Here is a 23372-nt window from a genome sequence, read left to right as displayed (position 1 = left end):
ATACCCTTTATTACGGCGCAAAGCGCCGGGGTATAAAAGCCTCCGCACGAATAAAATCTTTAAATCGCATGGTTTGTTTATATATCTTTTTGAATAAGCTGTCTGCAAAACCGGTAAAAGTTTACCTGTTAGCGATATATTTTGGCTAGGAGCGATAGAGTGGAATAAATTATTACATCAGTTATTCTTGTGAGTGTTTGACGTTTACGCACTTAGCAATTTTATCCTTTTTATTTAAGGTTTTCTGAATCTTATATGGGAGATTACTATATTTTTTTAAATATGCTATAATAAACGAGTTTAAGTAGAAAATACAATGGAAACATTTTATAGAAAGGCTCTAGAAGATTTAAACACAAGACATGATGGATCAACTATTTTTGAGGAATTTTGCCATATTATCGCAAGAATAATCTTACCCGATTATCATTTTTCAGCACCTGCCGGTGGAAAAGGTACAAGCGATGGAGGACGGGATGGATTTGATGCCAATAAGAATGCAAGAATGTCGTGTTCTATTCAAGAAGAATATAGCAGCAAAATCAAAGATGAGTTAAAGAAAACTTTAAATGAAAAAGAACTATTTTTCTTCTCAAATCAAGTAATAAGTGAACCTGATAAGATAAAATATGAGAAAACAAGCAATATAAAATTACATATTTTTTCACTAGAAGATTTGGTTATATCAATTAAAAATATTACTTCTCAAGATGATGAGAGAAAAGTTGATTGTTTATTAAGACTTTCCGTTGAAAGTTTCGATTTTGCAAAAGATAAGCTATGTTTACATGAAAAACACATACAAACCGTTAATAATGAAATTTATACTTCAAAACTTATCATAGAGAATGAAGACTTCATGTTAACATCAAAATGCCCAATCGGAGAGTATTTAATTTCACAGTTTAGAACTAAAGAATTTAAAGATTTACCTCATTTTTTTCTAAAAGGACAATGCGGAATCGGAAAAACTTTTTTGATGAAGCAAACTCATAATACAATCTTAAACTGCACAGAAAAGGATTTACACTTTAAAGTATTACCTATTTTCTATGAGCTTAAAAATTTCCCTGATGTAAGTTTTGAAATCCCAAATAAAAAGAATCTTTTTCTGATTTTTCTAGATGGATTAGATGAAATATCGGAAGAAAATAAAATAACTCTCACTCATAAAATACATGCTGCTCTCAACGAATATCAGAATATACGTTTCATCATTGCCGGTAGAGATGGAGCTTTCAATGCCGAGATTTCAAATGCTGTGAAAAATAATCATAGTTTGATATTAACTCCATATAATGACAGTTCCGATGGCAAATTATCATATTTAATAAAAAAGCATAAGGATTCCCCTGTAAGAGATTTATTAACTATCCCATTATATAGAAACTATTTTGTAGAACACAACGATCAAAAATTTAATTCCTTGACTGAATTCTATAAATCATTTGTTTTTTTTCAACTGGAAAGCGATAAAGAAAAATTTGATGAAGCTGAAAAGATACCCAAACGAATAAATACAAAATCAAAAATAAATATTAAGCATCTAGCAAAAAATCTACAAAAATTATGTTACCAATTATTTTGTAAATCAAAATTAATTTTGTCAAAACAAAATATGATGGAATATTTTAATGAAGATGAATATCTCTATCTTATTCAATCATCCTTATTTCACTATACTGATGATGACACTATAACATTCATTTCTGCATTTTATTTTGAATATTTTACGGCATGCTTTTTTGAAAAGAAATCATATTCAGAGCTTAAAAGGGCGTTTTTTATTAATGGCGGTAAACAAATCAATGTGCGTCATTTAAATATATTTATGCTGCTTTTACATATTTTTGATAGAACATCAAAAGTATATCAAAAGATTCTTATTGATTTAGGGAAGCTCAATCCTTGTTATATATTACTCACGGATTTTGAACTTTTGCCGTCTATAGAACGGTATAAACATTATATTTCAATACTCAATTATTATAATAAAAATAAAAAACACATATATTATACAAGATTTTATCAAAGTGCCGATTTACTTGCAAACATATCATCTTTGTCGAGCAAGATGATGATGCTTTTACCTGAAAGTCATTATGAAACAGCTTGCTTATTACATGTTGAAAAAATTCAAAATTTCTTGAAAAAACCTGATGAAGATACCTTAATGAGTTTTTCAAATGCAATTATTCTGTTAGGAGTTTATGATCAAAAAATATGGAATGCTTCGCAGCAAAAGAAAATAAAAGATATTACCATACCATTATTTCAATTCTTTTTAAATAATCCTCTCGCTAAAAAATTATCAGGCTTGTTATCGGTAGACTCTATTTTATATTGGTATTCGATTTATGACTGGACAAAAAACTGGAATTTGGAACAGTGGGATGATTTTTTTAAGACTGTCAGCACCGAGTTTAATAGTTTAGAATCTCCGATAACCGACGAAAAAGAATTTTCATTTAAGTTGAAAATATATAATGAATTTCAAGAAAATCCAAATATAAATGTATTATTATATCCTGTTATAACGTATCTATTAAAAATGGAATCTATGGATACACCGATTGCATCTCCCGTGCCTGCTGAACTAGATGATACTTATAACACTCCGATGCTGTCAAACAATTATGATTTATTTTATTTAAAACATAATTTAGAAAATACAAAATTAACTCCCAAAATAATCATAGACATATTTTCTTTTATGGCTGAAAATAAAATAGAAACTTATACAACAACTAATCTTGAATATAGTGATGTCATAAAAATTTTATATCAGAATTTTAAGGAAGTTGCTAATATTCTAGAAGAATATGATTTTGATATAACATACAAAATACTTCTATATCTTTTAGACACAAGATTTCATGCCTTTGATATAAACAACATACATACTATTAACGATACCTTAAAAAAAAGGTATATCAAACGCTTATGTAAAGATATAGTAGGAAGAAAAATAAATTATGTATTCTTAATGCCAAAACTTTTTAGCATACTGTTGGATATAAATGATCAAAAGCAAGCTATAACTTTATTTGAAACATTAAATTGTCCAGACTTTATCGGCATTTACAAAGATATAGTGTATTCCATAATGTACGATAAAATCCAACCTCATATATTAACATCATATATACAGAATATATATGAAACATCTGATGTGTTTGAACAAGAACGGTTTATTAGAAAGGAAAAAGAAGAAAAACAAAAACAACTTACCTTAAATATAGAAAAAATGACAGCTCAAGAAGAAGAGATCATGCTCAATAAGGATAAATTACTGTCAGAAATAGATAGCGTATTTGAATTTCTGGATACGAACAATGCTTTCCATCCTAATGAAACAGAAAGAGGGAGACTTTTATATTTACGTCTTGAGTATATACATGATGAAATTGAACTTGATAATAAAAATACTTACAAAACACCTCCTGTCTTTTCATCATTTGTAATAAATTTTTTATTCGATGTATCGCATAATGATAAAAAGATAGATAGAGAAGCTTTGAAAAAATATATATACAGATGGTTTGAAGCAGATAAATACTATTGGCGTTTTATGTTTTATCTTTATATAAAAAACAACAAACATGAAGAGACTAATAACTTTATCCGTAATCATAAGCTCTTATACGAAAAAATAGAGAAGAGCATGAAACAAGAAATGAGTGAATTTATGAAAACGTGCAGTGTTTCTGATTTCACTAATAGAGAAGTAGAACATCCGATACTGACACCTTTTATTTATTATCTGCAATACATTTATAATAATACCAACCCCATTTGGTTTGATACGGAAAATATCCTCGTCTTTTGTTTTATGCCATGCTGGTATTTTTCGGTTACGCCCGGAGTAAGAATTACCACAGATTTTAGCTGTGGTGAGTTTTTGAGTGTATATGATTGGCTTTCGAATGTATTTAGATGTACTAATGATGATATGTTAGAATACTGTTTAGAAAATTTAGATATAATACAAAGTGATCATATATCAGCCCAATGCATTGATTTTATATTAGAAAATATAGATAACGATAGATTTAAGAATAAAATAGAAAGTCTGTTGTTATCAAAAACTAAACATGAAATTCTTGATTACAAAAAAACAAACTCTAATTCTACTGTAAATACGGTATTATCAATCTTTTGGAAAAACTGTAAAAGTAATCAATATGTAAAAGCAATTCTTGAAATGCAGATATTTGATATTGCACAAATAAGTGAAAAAAATAACCATTGTCAAGAAGAAATAGAAAACTATATTATCAGATATGCTTCTCCTGAACAAAAGAAAATTCTTATTAAAAAGCTAAAAAAGAAGCTTTCTAATGAAAATAATATCATTTTTTTAGCAAAATTAGGATATAAAAAAGCCGTATGCATTGAAATTAACAATTATCTTAAAGGAAAAACCATTTCTCAAGATATCTGGTCAGATTTTGTTTCGCCTTTTGGATTTATGAAGAAAAATACTGTATTACTCAATGCTTTTATATCACTATTTGCTTATTCTATTACTGAAAACAATGATAGAAGGCAATGTTTGTACCGTATTTCATGTAAAAATATTCAATTTCACTTGACAAAATGGAATTTTTTTGTATTTAAAATAAGGACAGATAACCTAATAAAAAAATTACAAGAGGAGAATAAACATTATCAATTTATAGAAAATTTTCAAAAAGAGATGATGCAATATCTTTTTTCAAATATGTGTTCAAAGCGGTTACAGGGCAAACGTTTTCCGACTACATAAGGCAAAAAAAGATAGAAAAAGCCTGTGAGCTTTTAACACAAAGTAATCTCTATGTTGCGGAAATTGCTTATCGACTCGGCTATAAAAATGCAGAAAGTTTTTCCGTTCAATTCAAAGAATACACAGGCGTACTGCCATCGGATTACCGCATCTTGGAAATCGATTGGTAAAACATACAGCTATAACTGCGTTTAAATTACTCCTTATCACGGCTTTAAGTACACGGACAATTCCACGAGATTGTGATCGGAGTATAAAAGGATTCATCGAAGGTGCACACCGATTGCAGTTCGACGTTCGGCGATAAAATAAAACCGTCGATGATGTAGTACTGCCAGTTTTTGCGCACGGTTTCGTCGCGCAGGGCGCTTTCGTATATGCTGTTGTTCAATCGGCACGAGGGCACCTCATCATCGGCGGCAAAGCGCCAGCCTTCCGGCATCATGGCCGCATCCAATTTGCCGTTCTCGCGCCCCTGTCGTACATTCGCGCAATCACTTTCGTTTCCACTCGACGCGCACGTCGCCCGAGACGATGCCGCCCTTCGTTTCTACGAGCGTCGTTTTTATGCCCGACAGCGTCGAACTGTTTTGTACGGTGAGTTTCCACGTGAGGGGCGGGGCGTCCGTCGCTGCGAGGAGGGCGGCTTCGCGCGGCAGTTCGGGAAAAAACGATGCGTTCGATTTTCCCGCCTGCGTTACGGTTACTTCTTTTCCCGTAACCGTAACGGAAATGTTCATCGTCGCCCCGTTTTTGTAGATGATGAATCCGCGCCCGCCCCGGAGAATGACGATTTTATCGATAGAATCTTCGCCGCTCCACGTTCCCGCGATCGAATCGGTCGAGAGAGCAGGGCTCCGATTATCGGGTATGTTTGTGTCGTTCGTCCGATCGGCTTCTTTCGGGCTTCGGTTATTCAAAAGATTTTCGAATATCGACTGCAGAGAGGCTTTCGATTCCATGAGGATTTTATAATACGAATCGTAGGTTTGGGTATACGAATGGATATCCTTTGTCCCTATGTCGGCGACGCAGATCGTGCAGTTCCATTTTCCGCCGGTCGGATCTTTTTTGCCGATGAGCGCATAAAACGCAAGGGGAGCAGCGGCCTTTGAAAAATCGGGAGCGCCCTGCGCTTTGTATGATTCGGCAAAACCGCTTTGTCGTCTGTCGGTAACCGAAATACCCGGCACTTCGCCGAGCTGCGTGAGGTAGAGGGTTTCCGTCATTTGAATCATATTGCCGTCGGCATCGGAAGATATGACGCCGAAAAAATCGACAGAGCGGGAAGGTTGGCTTTGAGCTCCGAATGCGGCGAGCGACAGGACAAAGACCGCCGCCGCACGGCGTAAGGCTCTCTTCATCAGCCGTTTATCTCCCTGCGGAACTCTCGCGCGGCTTCCCGGTCCATGTCCCGAGCGCGGATCGTATCGCGTTTATCGTACTGTTTTTTGCCTTTGCAGACGCCGAGCTTCACTTTGACGCGGCCGTTTTTCAAATAAAATTCGAGCGGAACGAGCGTGTAGCCTTTTTCTTCGGTTTTCCGCGTAAGCCGCTTTATCTCGTCTTTGTGCAGCAAAAGCCGCTTCGGCCGGTCGGGAGAAGGGGTAAACGCCGACGAATAGGAATATTCGGAAATGTGCAGATTTTGCACCCACACTTCGCCTCCTTTGATTTCCGCAAAGCCGTCGGGAAACGAAAGATTGCCCGCTTTTATCGATTTGACTTCCGAACCGCGCAGTTCTATTCCGCATTCGATCGAGTCTTCGATAAAATAATTGAAACGGGCTTTTCTGTTTTCCGCGATGATCTTTTTTCCGTCAGCCATACCTTTTCCATTATATGAAATCGTCGTAAAGGTTTCAATTCTGCAGCCGGGACAAGGGCACCGGAAATATATACAAAAATTGTATACAGATAAATAAAAAAGGCGGAACGCGAGGCAGCGGAACTGCCGCCGAGCCGCTCAGACCGATGGCAAGCAAACTATTTTGATAAAAAAGTTTGCGCAGTCCGATTCCGATCACGGTCTGCCGCGGTGAACGGCAGAGCCGCTGCCGGGAGTGCAGCCTTTTTACTACTGCTGTCTGTTTTTATAAAATATATTTCCGGTGCATTTGTCCTATATATTGTAAACTCGCGGCGTTTGTGTTATGTTACACGCATGAAACAAAAACTGTACGACTATTCTTTCGACGTAAAAAAACAGCGCCAACGTACGATTGTTTCGGTGATTCTTTTTTTGCTGATCATCTTCGCGGGCATTTCGCTCGTGCGCACTTTTGCGCTCTTTACCGTCCGTTCCCGCTCGGTTTCCATGCAGCCCGATATCCCTTCCGATTCGTGTACCGTATTTACGCCGATCGTGAAAAATCTTTTGCGCGGTGACGTCGTTATGCTTAAACCCCGCCGCGCATCTTCTCCGTCCGTTTTTATGGCGGCCGCCGACGCAGTATCGCGGTTTTTTACCGCACAGCAGTATTCGCTTTTCGGAAGCGATACGGCAAGCGAACAGCCTGAAATCCGCCGCGTCGTCGCTTTGCCCGGCGATACGATCTACATGCGCGGCTACGTCGTCTTTGTGCGGCCTGCGGGGGACAGCCATTTTCTTACCGAATTCGAACGATCCGAAAAGCCCTATAACGTACACATCGTTTCCGTGCCCTCCGATTGGGACAGCGCGATCGGCGTGAGCGGCAGCTTCGAAGCGCGTACGCTCGGAAGCGGCGAATATTTTGTGCTCGGCGACAACCGTACGAGCGCCGTCGATTCCCGTCTGTGGGGTGCGGTACATATTGAAGATATAAAAGCGAAAGGGCTTGCCGTGTATTTTCCGTTTGCGAAATTCCGTCTTTTGTAGAACCGTGGGCGTGTCTTTTCCGTTGTACGTGCACATTCCGTTTTGCACTTCGAAATGTTCCTACTGCGATTTTTTCAGCGTACCCTGCAACGAAAAAATCGCCGACGAATATATCGCCGCTGTTTTGACCGAAGCGGCATGTACGGCTTCGCTTTGGGATATCGATTCGTGGAAGACGATCTACGTCGGAGGCGGGACGCCGAGCCTGCTTTCCGAAAAACAGATCGACCGTCTCTTTTCGGGATTGTTAAAAATGTCCCGCAAGGCGCCGCTTGAAGTGACGATGGAAGTGAACCCTTCCGACGTAACGGAAAGCCTCCTCGATGCGGCGTCCGCTTCGGGCGTAACGCGTATCTCGTGCGGCATTCAATCGTTCAGCGACACTTCTCTTTCCCGTGTGCGGAGACGGAGCCGAGCGAGCGATGTGTACCGCGCACTTTCGCTTTTTGAAAAAAACCGGCCGCACTCGCTGTCGGTCGATATGATTGCCCGTCTTCCCGAAGAGACGGATGCATCGTTCGCTTCGGGCTTACAGACGCTCATCGCGCATGCGCCCGATCACATTTCACTTTATTCGCTCACTGTCGAAGAAGGCACGCCTCTTTGTTCGGAAATCGAAAAGGGAAACATCCTGCACGACATCGATACGTCCGATGCGCTTTGGATTTCGGGGCGCGATCTTTTATGCGGTGCGGGGTATGAACAGTACGAAGTGTCGAATTTTTGCCGCAGGGGAGGCGAATGCCTGCACAATCTCGCCTATTGGAATCTCGAAAGCTATGCCGGCATCGGCGCGGGCGCGACGGGAACTTTTTACCGAAAGAATGTGTCCGCGAGATTTACGAATACGCGCGATATCGATTCGTATACGCGCTTTTGGAAAAGCGAAAAAATCGATGCGGACGATTTCCGTTCACGCATCTTTTTTTCGGACGATTTCCGCACGGTGCAAGTGCGTGCGGAGCGGGAACGTAAATTCGCTGAACTCCCTTTTTCCGTCGAGTATATAGATAAAAAAACGGAAGCTTTTGAATTTTTTATGATGGGACTTCGGATGACGCGCGGCATCTGCCGTGAAACGTACGAAGCGCGATTCGGTGCTTTTCCCGAAAAGGCTGAAGCGCTCTTTACAGCGTGGGAAAGGCGGGGCTTGGCTTTACGGCGGGAAAAAAACGGTGCGCGTTTTTATGCGCTCACAAAAGAAGGGCTTTTGTTTCTCAACGAATTTTTGGAAGCGCTTTTGTAAGACGGCTGAACGGAGGATTTTGAGTATCATACGGGGAGCTTTTTAGGTGATTATAAAAAAAATAAAAAATTTAAATAATGAAACTTTTATCGCCACTATACAAGAAAATATAAAAACAAATTTTTCTGTACCCTGTATATAAAAGTAAGGGAAGACGGCGATGTTTTTTTTGATTTATGCAATGATGATTTCGGTATCGCAGTGAATCAGGTTAACTTGTTTAATGGTAAAAAATAAAGTGGAAAAATTAATAATAAACAAATATTGTTGTCTATAGTAATTATATAGAATTAAATTTTTTTCTTCAAAAAATAAAAAATAATGACTACGGGAATTTATATTATGTGAAGTCTTCAATTGATGGAAATGCATTAGTTGTGGTTTGATTTCTATTTTTGATGTAAAATAATCCTGTCCTGATTGTTCGCAAGTGTAAACGGTTGTGGTTTGATTTCTATTTTTGATGTAAAATAATAGATAATGATTTTGAAGCAAAAGACGCGAGTTGTGGTTTGATTTCTATTTTTGATGTAAAATAATAATGTATCCTTACTCAACTCAAGGAAAACGTTGTGGTTTGATTTCTATTTTTGATGTAAAATAATATAATTACACCGTCAAGCGGCTCCATGAGTGTTGTGGTTTGATTTCTATTTTTGATGTAAAATAATCATGGCAGAAAACGGCAAGGACGTAAACCGTTGTGGTTTGATTTCTATTTTTGATGTAAAATAATGCCAAATTTGGCGAAAACCCTTGCAGATGGGTTGTGGTTTGATTTCTATTTTTGATGTAAAATAATTTTGGTACAAACTTTTGTGCCGATTTACGAGTTGTGGTTTGATTTCTATTTTTGATGTAAAATAATCGCTCCGCATATTTATCACCGTAAGCGACAGTTGTGGTTTGATTTCTATTTTTGATGTAAAATAATTCTGGCAGCTCGCTTCTGTATGCCGATTCGGTTGTGGTTTGATTTCTATTTTTGATGTAAAATAATACAGGAGACATAACAGTATGAAAAGAATTAGTTGTGGTTTGATTTCTATTTTTGATGTAAAATAATTGGGAATAATTTTACGTGAGGATTGAGATGGTTGTGGTTTGATTTCTATTTTTGATGTAAAATAATTAAAAGAAGAAACAGACGAAACAAATGGAAGTTGTGGTTTGATTTCTATTTTTGATGTAAAATAATTAACGGAGGAAAAAGGTATGAAGACAATTGGTTGTGGTTTGATTTCTATTTTTGATGTAAAATAATATGAGTTGTATAAGACCATATTATGCAAAGATTTAGATTGGTTTGCAGTGTAAAAAAATAGAGAAAAGTTATCTTTTTTTTATATCTTTCTTTGTTTTTTACTTGCTGCCCATTCTTTTTATCTGTAACTTTTTCAAGTTTAAGTATTAAAACAATTGGAGTTGTTGCGGTGCTTTTTCTTTCTTTTTGGGGCTTTCGCCTATAAATGTCAAAATTTCACCGAACTGTTTGTCAGTAAATTTCAAAATGCTTACAGTTCCTTCTCTCGGGAGCCATTTTTTTATTCTATTTTCATGGACTTCGCACGATTCTCTACTCCCGCAACATCTTTTGTAAACGCTGAACTGCATCATTTCAAAACCGTCTTCCAACAGGTTTTTTCTGAATTCGCTCGCTCGTTTGCGTTGAGGCTTTGTGTTTGTCGGTAAATCAAACATACAGAAAATCCACATTATCTTATAGGCATTTATCCGGTCAAAACTCATATCATACAAAATTCGGGAGTTTCAACTTTTCAGATTCGTTTGAAAGGGCGTCCGCGAGTGATGCGCTTGTCATTGAGAGGGCGACCATCATTGGTCTTGTCAAGTTTTCTATTTTTACGTCGCGCGTAAGGACTTGTAAAATCCTCTTTTTGAATTCCAGCCCAAGTTCTTTCTCATCTGGATTTGTCGAGATGTATTCTATGACTGCATCGTCGATAAAAGGTCTGTAAGGCTCCATCAAATCATCCGCAAGGCAATATGCATTATATTTGTTGTGATGATGAATTCCCAAAGTAGGAAGAAGGCCTGAACCGATCAACGCGCGTGCCGTTGCGGCTCTCAAAATTGCATATCCGTAATTTAAATAATTGTTTGGAAAATCTCCAAAACGATTTCGGCACCATTTCTTTCCAAAAAGATTGTCCCAATAAAATTTCGCAGCCTGGCTTTCCATGTTCGTCGGGTCGCCGCTTTTTACACATTTTGAAAAATCAACAAGCCTTGTAAAATCCAAATCGTATTTTTTTAGAACAAGTCCCTGATTTTTTATCTTAAATTCTACAATCTGTTTCCAGCATTTCTTTTTAACAGGAAGTTTCGTGTTTATCTGGGCGGAAAAAAGTTGCGACTGGGTTTCATTGCAATCAAGCGGCATAGTCATCGAAAAGGGCAGGTGTTTTTCATTGCAAAAAATAAGCGCGCAATTATTGTCAGTAAGCTCATTTATCAAAGGAATTGTCAGTGAAACGAGTGCGTTTTCCACAATCACAAAACCTATGTCCTCGATGGGAACAAGTGTTTCTTCTTGAGTTTCTTTACTGAAAATGACAAGCTGCTTGTGCCTTACGCTTAAACAAACAGCATGCGAGAAAAACAGTGTTCGTTTAACCATACTTTAACTATCGGACAAAAAAATCGATATGTTCAGTTTTATTCTTGTGCGAAAAGTTACATCTTTTACCAAACTCTTACTTTCGTATGATTTCTCCTATGGGCGAAACGGCAAAGTCCTGCCCTTCAACAAGACCCTTGAAATTGGATGTTAAATACATAAGACATTCAGTCCCTGCATTCAAATCTTTTTCACCTTTCATATATTTCCAAGGTCTTGCACTTATAATGTGCACTAGTTTTATTTGAATATCATTTCCTGAAGTTGCAAGCCCTGCAATCCTGTACAGACGCTTCCAAAGTTTTTCTTTAGGCAAAGCGAACACGTCTTCATGAATATCGTTTTGCAGGATCACGATTTTTCCGGGCTTTAGGACCTTGTACAATTTCAGGTTAATGCCTTTTTTCTCTTTAAAATCAGGGTAGAGTCCCGTCTTGTTCTGTCTGCTTTTTACAGCGTCAAGCAAATTGCAAATTTTATAATCTGAAATGTCCTTTCCCTTTGCGTCTTTTCCTCTGTAAATGGCAAGCAGATAGTTTTCGTCATTTACGACATAATAATTTTGTTTGTAGTCTTTCGGATTTTTTTCAATCACATTGTGGTGCTTTTTCAAAGTGATTGGCAAAGTAGGCTGTGCCTTTATCCTAACCCGTTTTACAAAAACATCTCTTCCGTCTTTTTTAAACGGCAACAGGATTCCGTTTGTTTGAATTTCTTGGAGCGTTTGTATTCCGTTCAAAAGATTTTTTTCAAAAGTCTTTCTTATTCCCTTGTCGATGATTTTTTCAGCGCTCTTTTCATCCAATGTTGAAACCGGGACACGCTGCACAAATATCATCTCGGATTTTCCGCCCTTTTCGGGAACGGTTTTTATGCGGCCATAGAAAGTGTCCTTGTGCAAAGAACCTCGCGCGGTTGCTCCCTGGACAAAGACTTTTTTTCCATTTTTCAAGACAGGTTTTCCATCCCGATTTCTCATAATTCTTTTTGACTGCCTCAAGGAGTTTTCGTCTGAAAAATATTTCGGGATTATATATTGAACGGCGTTCAGAACATCGGTGTCAAATGTTTCCCACGGTTTTGGAAATTTCAGATGCTTCCCGTCAGGACTGTTTTTGATTACCTCGGACAGCAGATTGAATTTTCCGCGATTTATGCAGGCGATTGTCAAAGCGTCTACCGTATGGTGCATGTAGTTTGAGCGGTCTTTAGCTTCATTTCGCTCCATCAAACCCCACTGCCTTTTAAAAGTGTCCGTCATAGAACCTTTTACAGGTTGAACATAGTTAAAAACTCCTCTCAAATACGAAAGTGAAAATTTTGTGATGATGCGGGTGTCGTTGAGCTGGCTGTGCTTAAAACCTGATGTAACTTCTGTCGCGGAAAAACGTCTTAATTTTCCTTTGTAATAGTCAAGTTCGTACTCTGCCTTGTGCTTTTTTACGATTCTTGAATCTTTGGCGGCAGGGTCTATGTATGAGCCTCCACTTGTGGTGTTGAGTTCAATTATTTTCAGGCAGTTGTCTATTTTGTCTTCATAAAATTTTTGGAATCGCCTGTTTATTTCTTCAAAATTTGGCAATTCCGAAGGAAGTTTTTGCCTTTTTACGTTTCGATTGAACTCGCTGTCGCAAAGTGTAAGATTTTCAAGGGAATCGTCATAAGACAGGCTTCTTGGGATTGTATGCTCAAAGTCGAATTTAGGAAGCGGACCGAATAAGTCTGTAAAACTGATATGCTTTCCCGTGTAAGGACATGTTTCATTTTGTTCTTTCCAGAGTCTGAATTTTCTGACATCCGATTCCGTTGGAACGACTTTAAAGCCGGCCTCGTTGCAAAGCCCTTCTATTTTCTTTCTGGTATCCGCATTATTTTTTTCGTTGTCTTTTGCAAACTCTGCGATAGCTTTCCGCCGGTTCTTGTCATTTACTTCGTTTGCAAGTTCCACATTTATTTTTGTTGAACTGTCTATCTTTCCTGTTTTTATAAGATAATTTACAAGTCTACGGAGTTGGTGCAATGCCCTCATCACAACAGGATTTTTGACGCTTTGCGAGCGAGGAGAGGCAAGATATATTTTTCCATCGTCGGCTTGAACCGGCGATTCAAAATTGTAATCCGTATCGCTCGGATGATAAAGTTTTCCTTTTACAGTAAATCCTTTTTGATTGAGATAGTACAAAATCAAGTCGTCAGTGCGTAAAAGCGGATATTTATAGTCGTTTGGATTTTTCCCTACGGCGATTTTCAGATTGTCCTCTACTTTTTCAGAAACTTGCGAAATTATATTTTTACGTTTTTTTTCGTCATATTCATTCCACTTTTTCTTTCCAAACAGATCCTGCGCGGAATTTTCCACAACTGATTTATCCCATTCTTCAAATCTAAAATCATTGTTTTTATCTTTGAACACCGATTCAATACAGCGGTTTGCAAGAACGATTATATTGTTTTTGTCTTTTAGCGTTCCGATTATATCTTTTACCGAATTTTCGATTTCTTCTTCGTTTTGCAAAAACGCGTTTTGCCCAATCATTGTCGGTATGTTTGCAAGAAAAACCGCGGTCGAATAGATGTAGCCTTTCCGTAAAAACGGATTTATCTTGCGGATTGCCTTGAGACTCAAATTTGCGTACCCCTGCTGGATTCGGATTACACAGAATTTTTTTGCCACTTCATCGCTCAAAAAAAGTTTTTCTTTTGCAAATTCAAGCAGTTTTTCTTCGTCGTCAAAATCAAAAAGGACATGCCGGATGTTGCACATATCGTATTGTCCGATTTTTTTGTCCTTCCAGTTTTCACTGGAAGTTTCATCGCCAAAAATATTTTTTAATCCTGCGCAAACCGGGCATCCGGAAACGTTCATGTCTTTTCTGTAGTTGAATTTCCAGAACTCGTTTTTGCCTTTTAATTTTTTTTCAATGTCCGCAAACTGAAATGCAGGTTTTGAAATTCTAAAAAAGAGCGGTTTTATAATTTCTTTTTCTTCGTTTGTAAGAAATTCAAAATCGTTTTTTTCATCTTCACAAGAATTTTTTGCAAGTTTTATAGAATTTATGAACGAGAGCATCCTGAATTCTTCAAACTCGAAATGAGAAATAGGAGCGCGGGGCTTGTTTCGTTCAAAGGTACATTTCCCTACAAGAAATTTTTGGGACTTGAGTTTTCTCTGGAAGAAAATTGCCCTGTACAAATCGTTTTTTAATTCCGGTGAAAAACCTTGAACTTCACAGATTTTATTGAATTCTTTCTCGTAGTGCTCTTTTCTTGATGTGTATTTTCCACGTACTTTTTTGCCGGATTGCTTTAATTCGTAAAAATATTGACCGAGTGTCCTGTTGCCTATAAGTGAAGAAAGTTCGTCTATACTTTTTGAGACTTCTCCTTCCGACGCTTTTGTAGTCTCTTTTCTGTTGCTTAAAAATCCACGTCGTTGGGCGAGGTGGTACAATGAACGCCCGATTTCATACGGTTCCGCTTTTTGCTCCACGCATTTTTTTCTGAGGAAATAAGGTTCCCAGTTTTTAAGTTCGTCTGTCCGATACCAGTTTAAAAAATCCTTTGAAGTCGGATATATTTTTTGTTTTCGCCATTTTTCAAGTTCTTCTATAGTAAGCGGACACATTTTGTTTTGGATAAGGACTTTTAATGTCTCGTATTTCCTAAGCTTTCTTCTGAATTTTAATCTTCGGGCAAGGCGGAAGCGTGCCCGCTCCGCCGCTTTGGAACTTTCGTTTCCTTTTTCTTTTTTTACGCCTTCAGGGAAAATGTACACTCCGCAGTCTTCTATTTTGCCTGCGGCTTCGTCAACAATTCCCCAGCCAATAGAATTTGTCCCTATATCAAGTCCAAGAGTTTTCATAAAATCCTCAATAAAAAAATTGTGCTTGCAAAAAATCGCAGGCAATGTTATACTGAACGCAGAAATCAAATCACAATAAGGCTAAATGCCGAAGTCATTTGACTACAGTCCCGCATCTTGTGGGACTTTTTTATTATATCACAGGAATTTATTTTCGGGGATATTTATTTAAAAGACTTTGCTCTAATTTGCAAAATAAGGAGAACTCGAAAACACGCCTGATCTGCAGGAAATCGTCCTCTCCCAAGAGCTTTCGTGTCCGGTAACGCTGCGCTTTGAAATCAGATCGGTGTATAAAAGCGACAAATACGACGACACGTGCGTATCGCTCATCTATCCGCTTACGCCGGATTGCCTCCTCGCGCAGCGTTCCCGCCGCGAGCGAAAGCGGCGAATGAGTCCCCGGCTTGCTGATGAGCTGCAAAGTCGACTCTCTCTACGAAAAACAGTGAGTGCGCCGCTCCGCTTTTTTCGGAATCGTTATCGTAAACGTCGAGCCTTTGCCCGCTTTCGACCTTACGCCGATTGTCCAGCCGTGCGTATCGACGATGCTCTTTACGACGGAGAGTCCGATGCCCATGCCTTCTTCCCGACGCGAATCGGTCGCTCGGTAAAACATATCGAATATATGATTGAGGTCTTTTTGCGCTATGCCGATTCCGGTGTCGCTGACACTCACGATACATGCGTCATCCGTTTCCGCGGCCGAAATCGCGATTTCGTCTCCTTCTTTCGAATAGCGTATCGCGTTGCTCAAAAGATTTTCGAGCGCGCGGGAAAAAAGCTGTCTGTCCATCGGCACTTTGCATTCGGGAGAGAGGGCGATCGACGACGTGATTTTGCGTTTAAAAACCGCACCCGTCATTTCGGCGCTTTTTGCGAATTCGGAAACGACGGAAAGGACGCTTTCAGGGACGAGCTTTTGCCGCCAATCCGCGCTGTCGAGCTTTACAAAGTTGATGAGCGTGTCGATCATGCCTTCGAGCTGATTCGTCTTCGTCGAAATGATTTCGAGCGATTTTTTGATTTCGTTTTTGTCGGTGATGACGTCGTCCGAAATCGCTTCCGTGTAGCCTTTGATGACGGCGACGGGCGTGCGGAGGTCGTGGCTGATTCCCATGATAAATCGCGTGCGCCGCTCGTGCGCGTCGAGGAGGGCGCTCCGCATTTTTTCAAGGTTTTCGGTCAGCGAAATGATTTCGTTGCTCTTTGTTTTCGACTGTTTCGTATCGTCGGTGAGCGGAACGCTCAAATCTCCGTCTGCGATCTTTTGCGTTCTCTGTTCGAGAATCGTGATCGACGTAAATATGTCACGCGAAATTTTTGCGATGATGATGAGTACGAGGGCTGCAAAGCACAGCAAAATGCCGACCAAATAGTTGACGTAGTCCATGCCGCGCCTTTCGTGCTTGGTGAATTTATCGACGCGCGTTAAAATAATGATCGTATCGTTTCGTCCGGCAAAGCGGAAACTCGTAAATTGATAAAAATACGTATCGCTCGTCGAAGATGCGAATCCCCACAGCACGAGCGGAGAGAGAGAAGTGCCCGCTTTGAGTTCGGCGATCGATGAAATTAAAATATCGGCCGAAGTGGAAAGCGAAAAGACGGCGACTTCCACATCCGGCGGCAGGCGGCGGATATAATCGTGGAGCTTATTCCATTCACGCACCGAAAGTTTAAACGTATCGTTTTTGCGCAGCTCTTTATAATCGTGGATGAGCGCGCGTCCCGGCGACGTAAAATAGTGATACGACGGAATAAAAAGCGCGCAGCATATCGGAATGACGATGATCGCTGCGAGAAGGATATGAAATTGGCGCCTGATCGTCATGCGTCTTTTTTCGCTCCTTGCCGCGAGGCGATCGATTCTTTTGAAAAGCAATAGCCGAGCCCGAACACCGTTTTAATAAATTCCGGATTCGACGGATCTTTTTCGATTTTTTTGCGAAGCCGCTGGATGTACACTGCGACGGCGGTTATGTCTCCGTACTGCGCTTTCCACACGTCCGCGTAGATTTTTTCCGGTGAAAGAGATTCGCCTGCATGTTTGACGAGGTATTCGAGGACGGCGTACTCTTTTGCCGACAGGGCGATTTTTTGGGCGCCTTCTTTGAGCACACAGCTGTTTAAAAGCAGCGTGTACGTTCCGAACGAAATCGTCTCTTCTGCAGCGGCTTCGGTCGCTGCCTGTCTCCGCAAGTTTGCCTGAACGCGGGCGACGAGGACGCGCGGCGAAAACGGCTTTGTAACGAACTCGTCGGCTCCGAATCCGAGTGTTTTGATGATGTCTTCATCGGCGTCGCGCGCGGAGACGATGACTACGGGTATCGTCGTTTTGTATTCGGAGCGGAATTTTTCGAGGAATTCGAAGCCGCTCATGCCCGGAAGGTTTAAGTCGAGGATGACGAGATCTGGCGGGGGATCCGACCGCAGCTTTTCGAGCGCCGCTTCCGCCGTCCCGAAAGAAAGCGCATCCATGCCCGCTTTTGACAGGTACATTGCGATGAGATTGGCAATTTCGGAAACATCTTCTATAATAAAAATACGGGCGCCCATAAGCTTTCCTTATTCCGGTTTCGATTTCAAGTTTGATGCAACTCGGCATTCGACCTTTTAATAATTTAATGTAAAACGGAAAAACGCGCAACGGAAACGTATGACCTCGCGCGGTAATAACAGTTTTTTTATATTCAAAAAACGGAAAATTATCCGTAAACAAGTATATCGGCTTAACCGATAATGAAATGACGCGATTTTTTCATTCGACGAAGGGGCAGTCTGCCGATGCGTTGAAATACTTGACGGCTCGAAGCAATCGGAGCATTATATAACGATGATCGAAGTGATGCGTTTAAACGGAAAAAAGTATTGGATTAATCCGCACATGATCGAAAGCATGGAAGAAAATCCCGATTTGACGCTTGCGATGCTGTCCGGCAGAAAAATCGTCGTAAAAGACAAACCCGAAGATATCATCGAAAAGATCATAGCCTATCGGAAAAAGATCGGCATCAATACGCAAGAGGTGTGAGGAAGTATGGATATAGCGACAATAATCGGAATCGTAGGCGGCGGCGCGTGTATCATGGTGTCGGTTATCTTTTCCGGCGGTTCTCTGGGAGGGATTTTCGATGTGCCCTCTATTTTTATGACGATAGGCGGTTCGTATTTTTCGTTGTGGCTCTGCGCTCCGATTTCGCGCTGTATCGGTCTCTTCCGCATTATGGGGCGTGCCTTTAGAATTTATGATTTCGGCGAAAAGCAGATCATCCAAAATATGGTCGCTCTTTCCGAAAAAGCCCGTCGCGAAGGCATCCTCGCACTTGAAGACGGACTTGACGATATCGAAGACGCGTTTATGAGAAGCGGACTCCGGCTTGTCGTCGACGGTACGGACGGGCAGGTTATCCGCGCGATTATGGAAAACGAAATGAATCAGTGTGAAGCGCGCCACATGACGTGGATAGGACTTGTAAACCAGTGGGCGGGTCTTGCGCCGGGTTTCGGCATGATGGGAACCGTCGTCGGTCTTATCGGTATGTTGCGCAATATGGAAGACAAATCGGCTATCGGTCCGAACATGGCAGTCGCTCTTATCACGACGCTCTACGGTTCTTTGCTCGCAAACTGGATTATCGGTCCTATCGCACAAAAACTCATCGGCCATAACGCCGCTGAAATGCGGACGAAGGAGATGGTTATCGAAGGCGTGCTTGCGATTCAAGCGGGAGAAAATCCGCGCATCATGGCGCAAAAGCTGCTCACGTATCTCGACCCCGTTGCGCGGCACGCGATCGAAGCCGACGTTTTGAAGGATTGAGTATGGCGCGGAAAAGCAAACAGCCCGAAAAGCCGTCAACGGCATGGCAAACCACGTACGGCGATATGATTACGCTCATGCTCTGTTTTTTCGTCATGCTGTACAATCCGACGGAAGTCGATATAACGCAGCTTGCGACGATTACGCAGGCGCTGCAGATGCGTGAAACGGAAACGACGGCGGGCGGTCTTTCGCTTGCGACGGGACGGCTTGCGGATTTGGGAAACAATATCAATGCGCTTCCGGCTATGGAAAAGGGACGCTCGCTTGCAAACGCGCGAAAAAAAGCGGTAAGCCTCTTTGCGCCCGATGTCAAATCGAACAGGATAACTATAACGAGCGACGAGCGAGGACTCGTCATAACGCTTGCATCCGACAGCTTTTTTGCCGAAGGAAGCGCCGCCCTCGACATCGACGAAACGCGCGAAACGCTGCTGCGCCTTTCCGAGTTTTTCAGGGATCCCGAACTGCGATCGAGGAGATTCCGCATAGAAGGCCACACCGACGATACGCCCGTTTCTTCGTCTTCTCCGTATGCAAGCAACTGGGAGCTTTCGGCCGCCCGCGCCATGAACGTGCTTCACTACCTTGCCGACTTCGGTGTAAACGAGAGTCGGTTTTCGATAGCGGGCTACGCCGATACGCGTCCGATGTTTTCTAACGATACGGCGGAAGGCCGGGCGTATAACCGGCGGGTTGACATAATTATCCTAGACGAAGGACATTTTTGATGGTACAATATACCGTTAAATATTCCTTAAAATGTAGACCGTGCGTTTGTATAGGTGGGGATCATGGCAGACAACGATATTAATTTCGATGAAAGCGCATCCGACGGCGGAAGCGGTGCGAAAGGAAAAGGAATCGGCGGGCTTGTTCCCGGATTATTAAAATGGATACTCATCGCGCTCGGCGCCGTCATCCTCATCGTCGTCGTCGTGTTTGTTACGGTACGCATCGTTTCGAGCAATACGTCGGCGCAGACGGCGATCCCGATGAGCGACGAATACCATGCGCAGAGGGAAGTGCTCGATTGGTACTCATCGCTCGGAGCTATCAGGACGAGAACGAGCGACGACATTCCCGCAAGCGTCGTCGTCAACGTGTTCCTCGGCTATAAAAAAGACGACAGGGTTGCGGCGACGGAAATAACCGAACGGCGAGTCGAGCTCACCGATTATCTGCGCCGGTATTTTACACAGAAGACGATCGACGAATTGAAGCCGCAAAACGAACAGAAATTGAAAATCGAATTGCGCAACGCGATCAACGATGAAATTTTAAGCGGTTCGAAGATCCGCGACGTTTCGTTTCAGCAGCTCGATGTCATCGAGCAATAAGACGGTTTGTATCGGGAAAGGCCATGAACGAAGTTCTGTCACAGGATGAAATAGATCAGCTGCTCACCGCGATAAGCTCGGGCGATTCCGATACCGACGATTTTAAGCCGGTCAGCGATACGCGTAAAATCAAGATTTACGATTTTAAGCGTCCCGATAAATTTTCGAAAGAACAGCTGCGCACCGTGTCGAACATGCACGAAACCTTTGCGCGTTTGACGACGACGAGTCTTTCCGCTCAGCTGCGGAGTCTCGTACACGTTCACGTCGCTTCCGTCGATCAGCTCACGTACGAAGAGTTTATCCGATCCATTCCGACACCGACGACGCTTGCCGTCGTCAATATGGATCCGCTGAAAGGAAACGCGGTGCTTGAAATCGATCCGACGATTACGTTTTGCATGATCGACCGTCTGTTCGGCGGACGCGGTTCGACGACCGGAAATAAAAATCGCGATTTAACCGATATCGAGCAGTCGGTTATGGAAGGTATCATCGTGCGCATTCTCGCGAATATGCGGGAAGCGTGGACGCAGGTTATCGATTTGCGCCCGAGGCTCGGACAGATCGAAACGAATCCGCAGTTTGCGCAGATCGTGCCTCCTTCGGAAATGGTCGTTCTCGTTACCCTTGAAATGAAAGTCGGCGAAGAAGAAGGTATGATGAATTTCTGCATTCCGTATTTGACGATTGAGCCGATCATTTCAAAGCTGTCGTCGCAGTTTTGGTTCAGTTCGGTGCGCAGAAGTTCGACGACACAGTACCTCGGAACGCTCAAAGAAAAACTTTCATCGGTGGAGATGGATGTCGTCGCCGAAGTCGGTTCCATCGATTTGCCGATACGCGAAGTGCTCTCTCTCCGCGTCGGTGACGTCGTGCGCTTGTCGAATATCCGCGTCGGAGATCCGCTGACGCTCAGCGTAGGAAGCAAAAAGAAATTTTATTGCCAGCCGGGCGTCGTCGGCAAAAAGATGGCGGTGCAGGTAACCGGTAAGTTGGAAGATATTTCGGCGGATGATTTTGAAGAACTTTCTGTAGAAGGAGATGATTCGTATGAGTGATGGTGCAATATCGCAGGATGAGATTGATGCGTTGCTTTCGGGCGTATCCGTAGACGGCCTCAATTCATCCGGCAGAGTCGGAGGCGTTCCTTCCGTACAGCTGGATATCGCCGTTCTGCAGAAATTTGCGGATGAACTCAAAACGCCGCTCGCCGAAAATCTCAACAAAATGACCGGCGCGAATTTTTCCGCCGATACTCCCGTCGTCGAGCAGCTCGACCGCGATCGTCTTTTGGCGAAGCTGCCGGAAGTCGTCGTCAATATCCTCGCCGACTTTTCGAGCGGTCTTTCAGGCGATCACCTTTACATACTCGCACCCGAGTTTGCGCAAAAGATCGTCGGACTCATGAATAAAGAAGATAATGCGGACATCGACGATATGGCGCTTTCCGTTATCGCCGAAACCGTGTCGACACACACGAACGACGAAATCCAAGCCCTCGAAAAAACGGGTAAGCTTTCGGGTATTTCGTGCAATCCGCCTACCGCGCGCAACGATCCGAAAGCGATGATACGAGTTCCGCAAAATCAATTTGTCCTTTTCAACTATCCGCTCTCGCTCGACGGGCAGGGCTATACGCTGTGGGAAGCGATCGGCTCTTCAGCTGCCGAGCAGATATGCAGCGCGCTCGGAGGCGGAAGTTCGGCTCCCGATATGAGCACGGGCGGCACGCTCAGCGCCGCCGATATCGCATCCGTCGGAACGATGGCTTCACCCGGTATGAATATGGGGAGCATGAACATGGGACAGGCGATGCCCATGATGGGGCAAAGTATGGGCGGTATTCCGAACGTGCAGTCGCTGCAGTACCCGATGCTTCAAGGCAATATCGCCGGAAGCGGCGAGCAGGGCAATATCGGTCTTATCATGGACGTATACATGGAGATGACCGTAGAGCTCGGCCGCACGAAAAAACAGATCAAAGACATTCTCGGTATGGGAGAAGGTACGATCATAGAGCTCGACAAGCTTGCAGGGGAGCCGGTCGACATCCTTGTCAATCACAAGCCGATCGCAAAGGGCGAAGTCGTCGTCATCGACGAAAACTTCGGCGTGCGTGTTACCGAAATTCTATCTTCGCTTGAGAGGGTGACGGAACTGCACTGATACTTTTACAGGGTGGGGGAACAGTTGCAATACTCAAAATTATTAAAAACGGCGGCGTTTTCGGTTTTGCTGATCGTCGTATCTTTTTCGTCGTCCGCGCAAACGCAGGTGACCGAAGATACGCGTATCGAGAGGACTGAAACTGCGGCCGTCGACGAATCTTCGCTTCCGATAGCCGATCCCGCGCTTTCGCCTGCCGCAACGGAGCGGCCCGCATCTACGCTTTGGCTTTTTATCCGCATGATACTTGTTCTTGCCGTAGTGGTTGCGTGCGTGTATGCGGTCGTCTATCTTATGAAGCGCAGCATGAATAAAGACATCGGGGAGGGCGATCAATTTTTGCGCGTTGTCTCTTCCGTGTCGATCGCTCCCGGAAAATCGGTACACGTCGTTTCGCTCCTCGACGATAAAGCGTATTTGATCGGAGTTACCGACAATGCGGTCAACCTCATCGGTGAAGTTACCGACAAAGAGACGATTCACGCGATGAACCTCTATGCGGACACTCGTCAAAACGTAAAGAGGCCGCGGAACTTCGGCGATATCCTTTCGATCTTTATGCCGCAGGGAACGAAAAAAGGCGAAAGCGTTTTCAGCGGCGACGGCGATAAAGCGCGCGATATGCTTCGAATGCAGCGAAGCCGCCTCGATTCGGAAAACTGA

General features: G+C 42.3%; 19 protein-coding genes and 1 CRISPR repeat array. Of the genes, 11 read left to right on the top strand and 8 right to left on the bottom strand.

Annotated elements, in window-relative coordinates; all coding sequences use genetic code 11:
- The first annotated feature begins 316 nt into the window (after positions 1 to 316).
- Positions 317 to 4768, top strand: coding sequence for an NACHT domain-containing protein (locus IZU26_RS00355; RefSeq protein WP_433275889.1), 4452 nt, complete (start codon positions 317 to 319; stop codon positions 4766 to 4768).
- Entirely contained in the window at positions 4726 to 4938 is a 213-nt protein-coding gene (locus tag IZU26_RS00350) for a helix-turn-helix domain-containing protein (protein ID WP_310823124.1), read from the top strand. The genes IZU26_RS00355 and IZU26_RS00350 overlap by 43 nt, the downstream gene beginning before the upstream one ends.
- Before the next feature lie 44 nt (positions 4939 to 4982).
- Here the strand turns inward: IZU26_RS00350 and IZU26_RS00345 are convergent, their stop codons facing one another.
- Genes IZU26_RS00345 through smpB form a run of 3 tightly spaced genes read right to left on the bottom strand, consistent with a single transcriptional unit; the run spans position 4983 to position 6596 of the window.
- On the bottom strand, positions 4983 to 5213 hold the full coding sequence (locus IZU26_RS00345; RefSeq protein WP_433275888.1) for a hypothetical protein: 231 nt from the start codon (positions 5211 to 5213) through the stop codon (positions 4983 to 4985).
- A gap of 49 nt (positions 5214 to 5262) precedes the next feature.
- A complete protein-coding gene (locus tag IZU26_RS00340) occupies positions 5263 to 6132 on the bottom strand; it encodes a TP0183 family DNA metabolism protein (protein WP_433275886.1) in 870 nt (289 codons plus the stop codon).
- Positions 6132 to 6596 (bottom strand): SsrA-binding protein SmpB, encoded by a 465-nt coding sequence (gene smpB / locus IZU26_RS00335; RefSeq protein WP_310823126.1) that lies wholly within the window; start codon positions 6594 to 6596, stop codon positions 6132 to 6134. Before smpB ends, IZU26_RS00340 begins: the two co-directional genes overlap by 1 nt.
- Before the next feature lie 336 nt (positions 6597 to 6932).
- On the opposite strand from smpB, the gene lepB reads away from it, so the two are divergent.
- Both lepB and hemW read left to right on the top strand, forming a co-directional pair.
- Positions 6933 to 7628 carry a signal peptidase I gene (gene lepB, locus IZU26_RS00330; RefSeq protein ID WP_021330996.1) on the top strand — a complete coding sequence of 232 codons (696 nt, stop codon included), beginning with the start codon at positions 6933 to 6935 and terminating at the stop codon, positions 7626 to 7628.
- 10 nt (positions 7629 to 7638) lie between these two features.
- Positions 7639 to 8874, top strand: a complete 1236-nt coding sequence (gene hemW, locus IZU26_RS00325; protein ID WP_433275884.1) for a radical SAM family heme chaperone HemW — start codon at positions 7639 to 7641, stop codon at positions 8872 to 8874.
- A gap of 374 nt (positions 8875 to 9248) precedes the next feature.
- Positions 9249 to 10138: direct repeats of the CRISPR family, unit length 36 nt; unit sequence GTTGTGGTTTGATTTCTATTTTTGATGTAAAATAAT.
- A 146-nt stretch (positions 10139 to 10284) separates the two neighbouring features.
- On the opposite strand, the gene cas2 is transcribed toward hemW, so the two are convergent.
- From cas2 to IZU26_RS00300, 5 genes are all read right to left on the bottom strand, one after another.
- Positions 10285 to 10590 (bottom strand): CRISPR-associated endonuclease Cas2, encoded by a 306-nt coding sequence (gene cas2 / locus IZU26_RS00320; protein ID WP_433276977.1) that lies wholly within the window; start codon positions 10588 to 10590, stop codon positions 10285 to 10287.
- 34 nt (positions 10591 to 10624) lie between these two features.
- Complete coding sequence (gene cas1 / locus IZU26_RS00315) at positions 10625 to 11515, bottom strand: type II CRISPR-associated endonuclease Cas1 (protein ID WP_433275882.1); 891 nt, start codon at positions 11513 to 11515, stop codon at positions 10625 to 10627.
- Between the two features lie 76 nt (positions 11516 to 11591).
- Entirely contained in the window at positions 11592 to 15377 is a 3786-nt protein-coding gene (cas9, locus tag IZU26_RS00310; RefSeq protein WP_433275881.1) for a type II CRISPR RNA-guided endonuclease Cas9, read from the bottom strand.
- Between the two features lie 436 nt (positions 15378 to 15813).
- Positions 15814 to 17211, bottom strand: coding sequence for a HAMP domain-containing sensor histidine kinase (locus IZU26_RS00305; protein ID WP_433275879.1), 1398 nt, complete (start codon positions 17209 to 17211; stop codon positions 15814 to 15816).
- On the bottom strand, positions 17208 to 17936 hold the full coding sequence (locus IZU26_RS00300) for a response regulator transcription factor (RefSeq protein ID WP_038081544.1): 729 nt from the start codon (positions 17934 to 17936) through the stop codon (positions 17208 to 17210). The genes IZU26_RS00305 and IZU26_RS00300 overlap by 4 nt, the downstream gene beginning before the upstream one ends.
- A 277-nt stretch (positions 17937 to 18213) precedes the next feature.
- Between IZU26_RS00300 and IZU26_RS00295 the strand changes: the two genes are divergently transcribed.
- From IZU26_RS00295 to IZU26_RS00265, 7 genes are all read left to right on the top strand, one after another.
- The gene (locus IZU26_RS00295) at positions 18214 to 18411 is read left to right on the top strand and encodes a flagellar FlbD family protein (protein ID WP_021331023.1); all 198 of its coding nucleotides are present in this window, start codon (positions 18214 to 18216) and stop codon (positions 18409 to 18411) included.
- Between the two features lie 6 nt (positions 18412 to 18417).
- On the top strand, positions 18418 to 19200 hold the full coding sequence (locus IZU26_RS00290) for a motility protein A (RefSeq protein WP_021331024.1): 783 nt from the start codon (positions 18418 to 18420) through the stop codon (positions 19198 to 19200).
- Positions 19201 to 19202: 2 nt separating this feature from the next.
- Positions 19203 to 19931 carry a flagellar motor protein MotB gene (gene motB, locus IZU26_RS00285; protein ID WP_021331026.1) on the top strand — a complete coding sequence of 243 codons (729 nt, stop codon included), beginning with the start codon at positions 19203 to 19205 and terminating at the stop codon, positions 19929 to 19931.
- A gap of 63 nt (positions 19932 to 19994) precedes the next feature.
- Positions 19995 to 20540, top strand: coding sequence for a flagellar basal body-associated FliL family protein (locus tag IZU26_RS00280; protein WP_433275875.1), 546 nt, complete (start codon positions 19995 to 19997; stop codon positions 20538 to 20540).
- A 23-nt stretch (positions 20541 to 20563) separates the two neighbouring features.
- Complete coding sequence (gene fliM / locus IZU26_RS00275) at positions 20564 to 21601, top strand: flagellar motor switch protein FliM (RefSeq protein ID WP_021330986.1); 1038 nt, start codon at positions 20564 to 20566, stop codon at positions 21599 to 21601.
- Entirely contained in the window at positions 21594 to 22709 is a 1116-nt protein-coding gene (fliN, locus tag IZU26_RS00270) for a flagellar motor switch protein FliN (protein WP_433275873.1), read from the top strand. The genes fliM and fliN overlap by 8 nt, the downstream gene beginning before the upstream one ends.
- Positions 22710 to 22733: 24 nt before the next feature.
- Complete coding sequence (locus tag IZU26_RS00265) at positions 22734 to 23372, top strand: flagellar biosynthetic protein FliO (RefSeq protein WP_433275871.1); 639 nt, start codon at positions 22734 to 22736, stop codon at positions 23370 to 23372.

It is taken from the genome of Treponema sp. SP13 (assembly GCF_050938355.1).
Lineage (GTDB): Bacteria > Spirochaetota > Spirochaetia > Treponematales > Treponemataceae > Treponema_D > Treponema_D socranskii.
The sequence above is the reverse complement of the archived record's forward strand: the minus strand, read 5'-3'. Positions and strand labels throughout refer to the sequence as shown.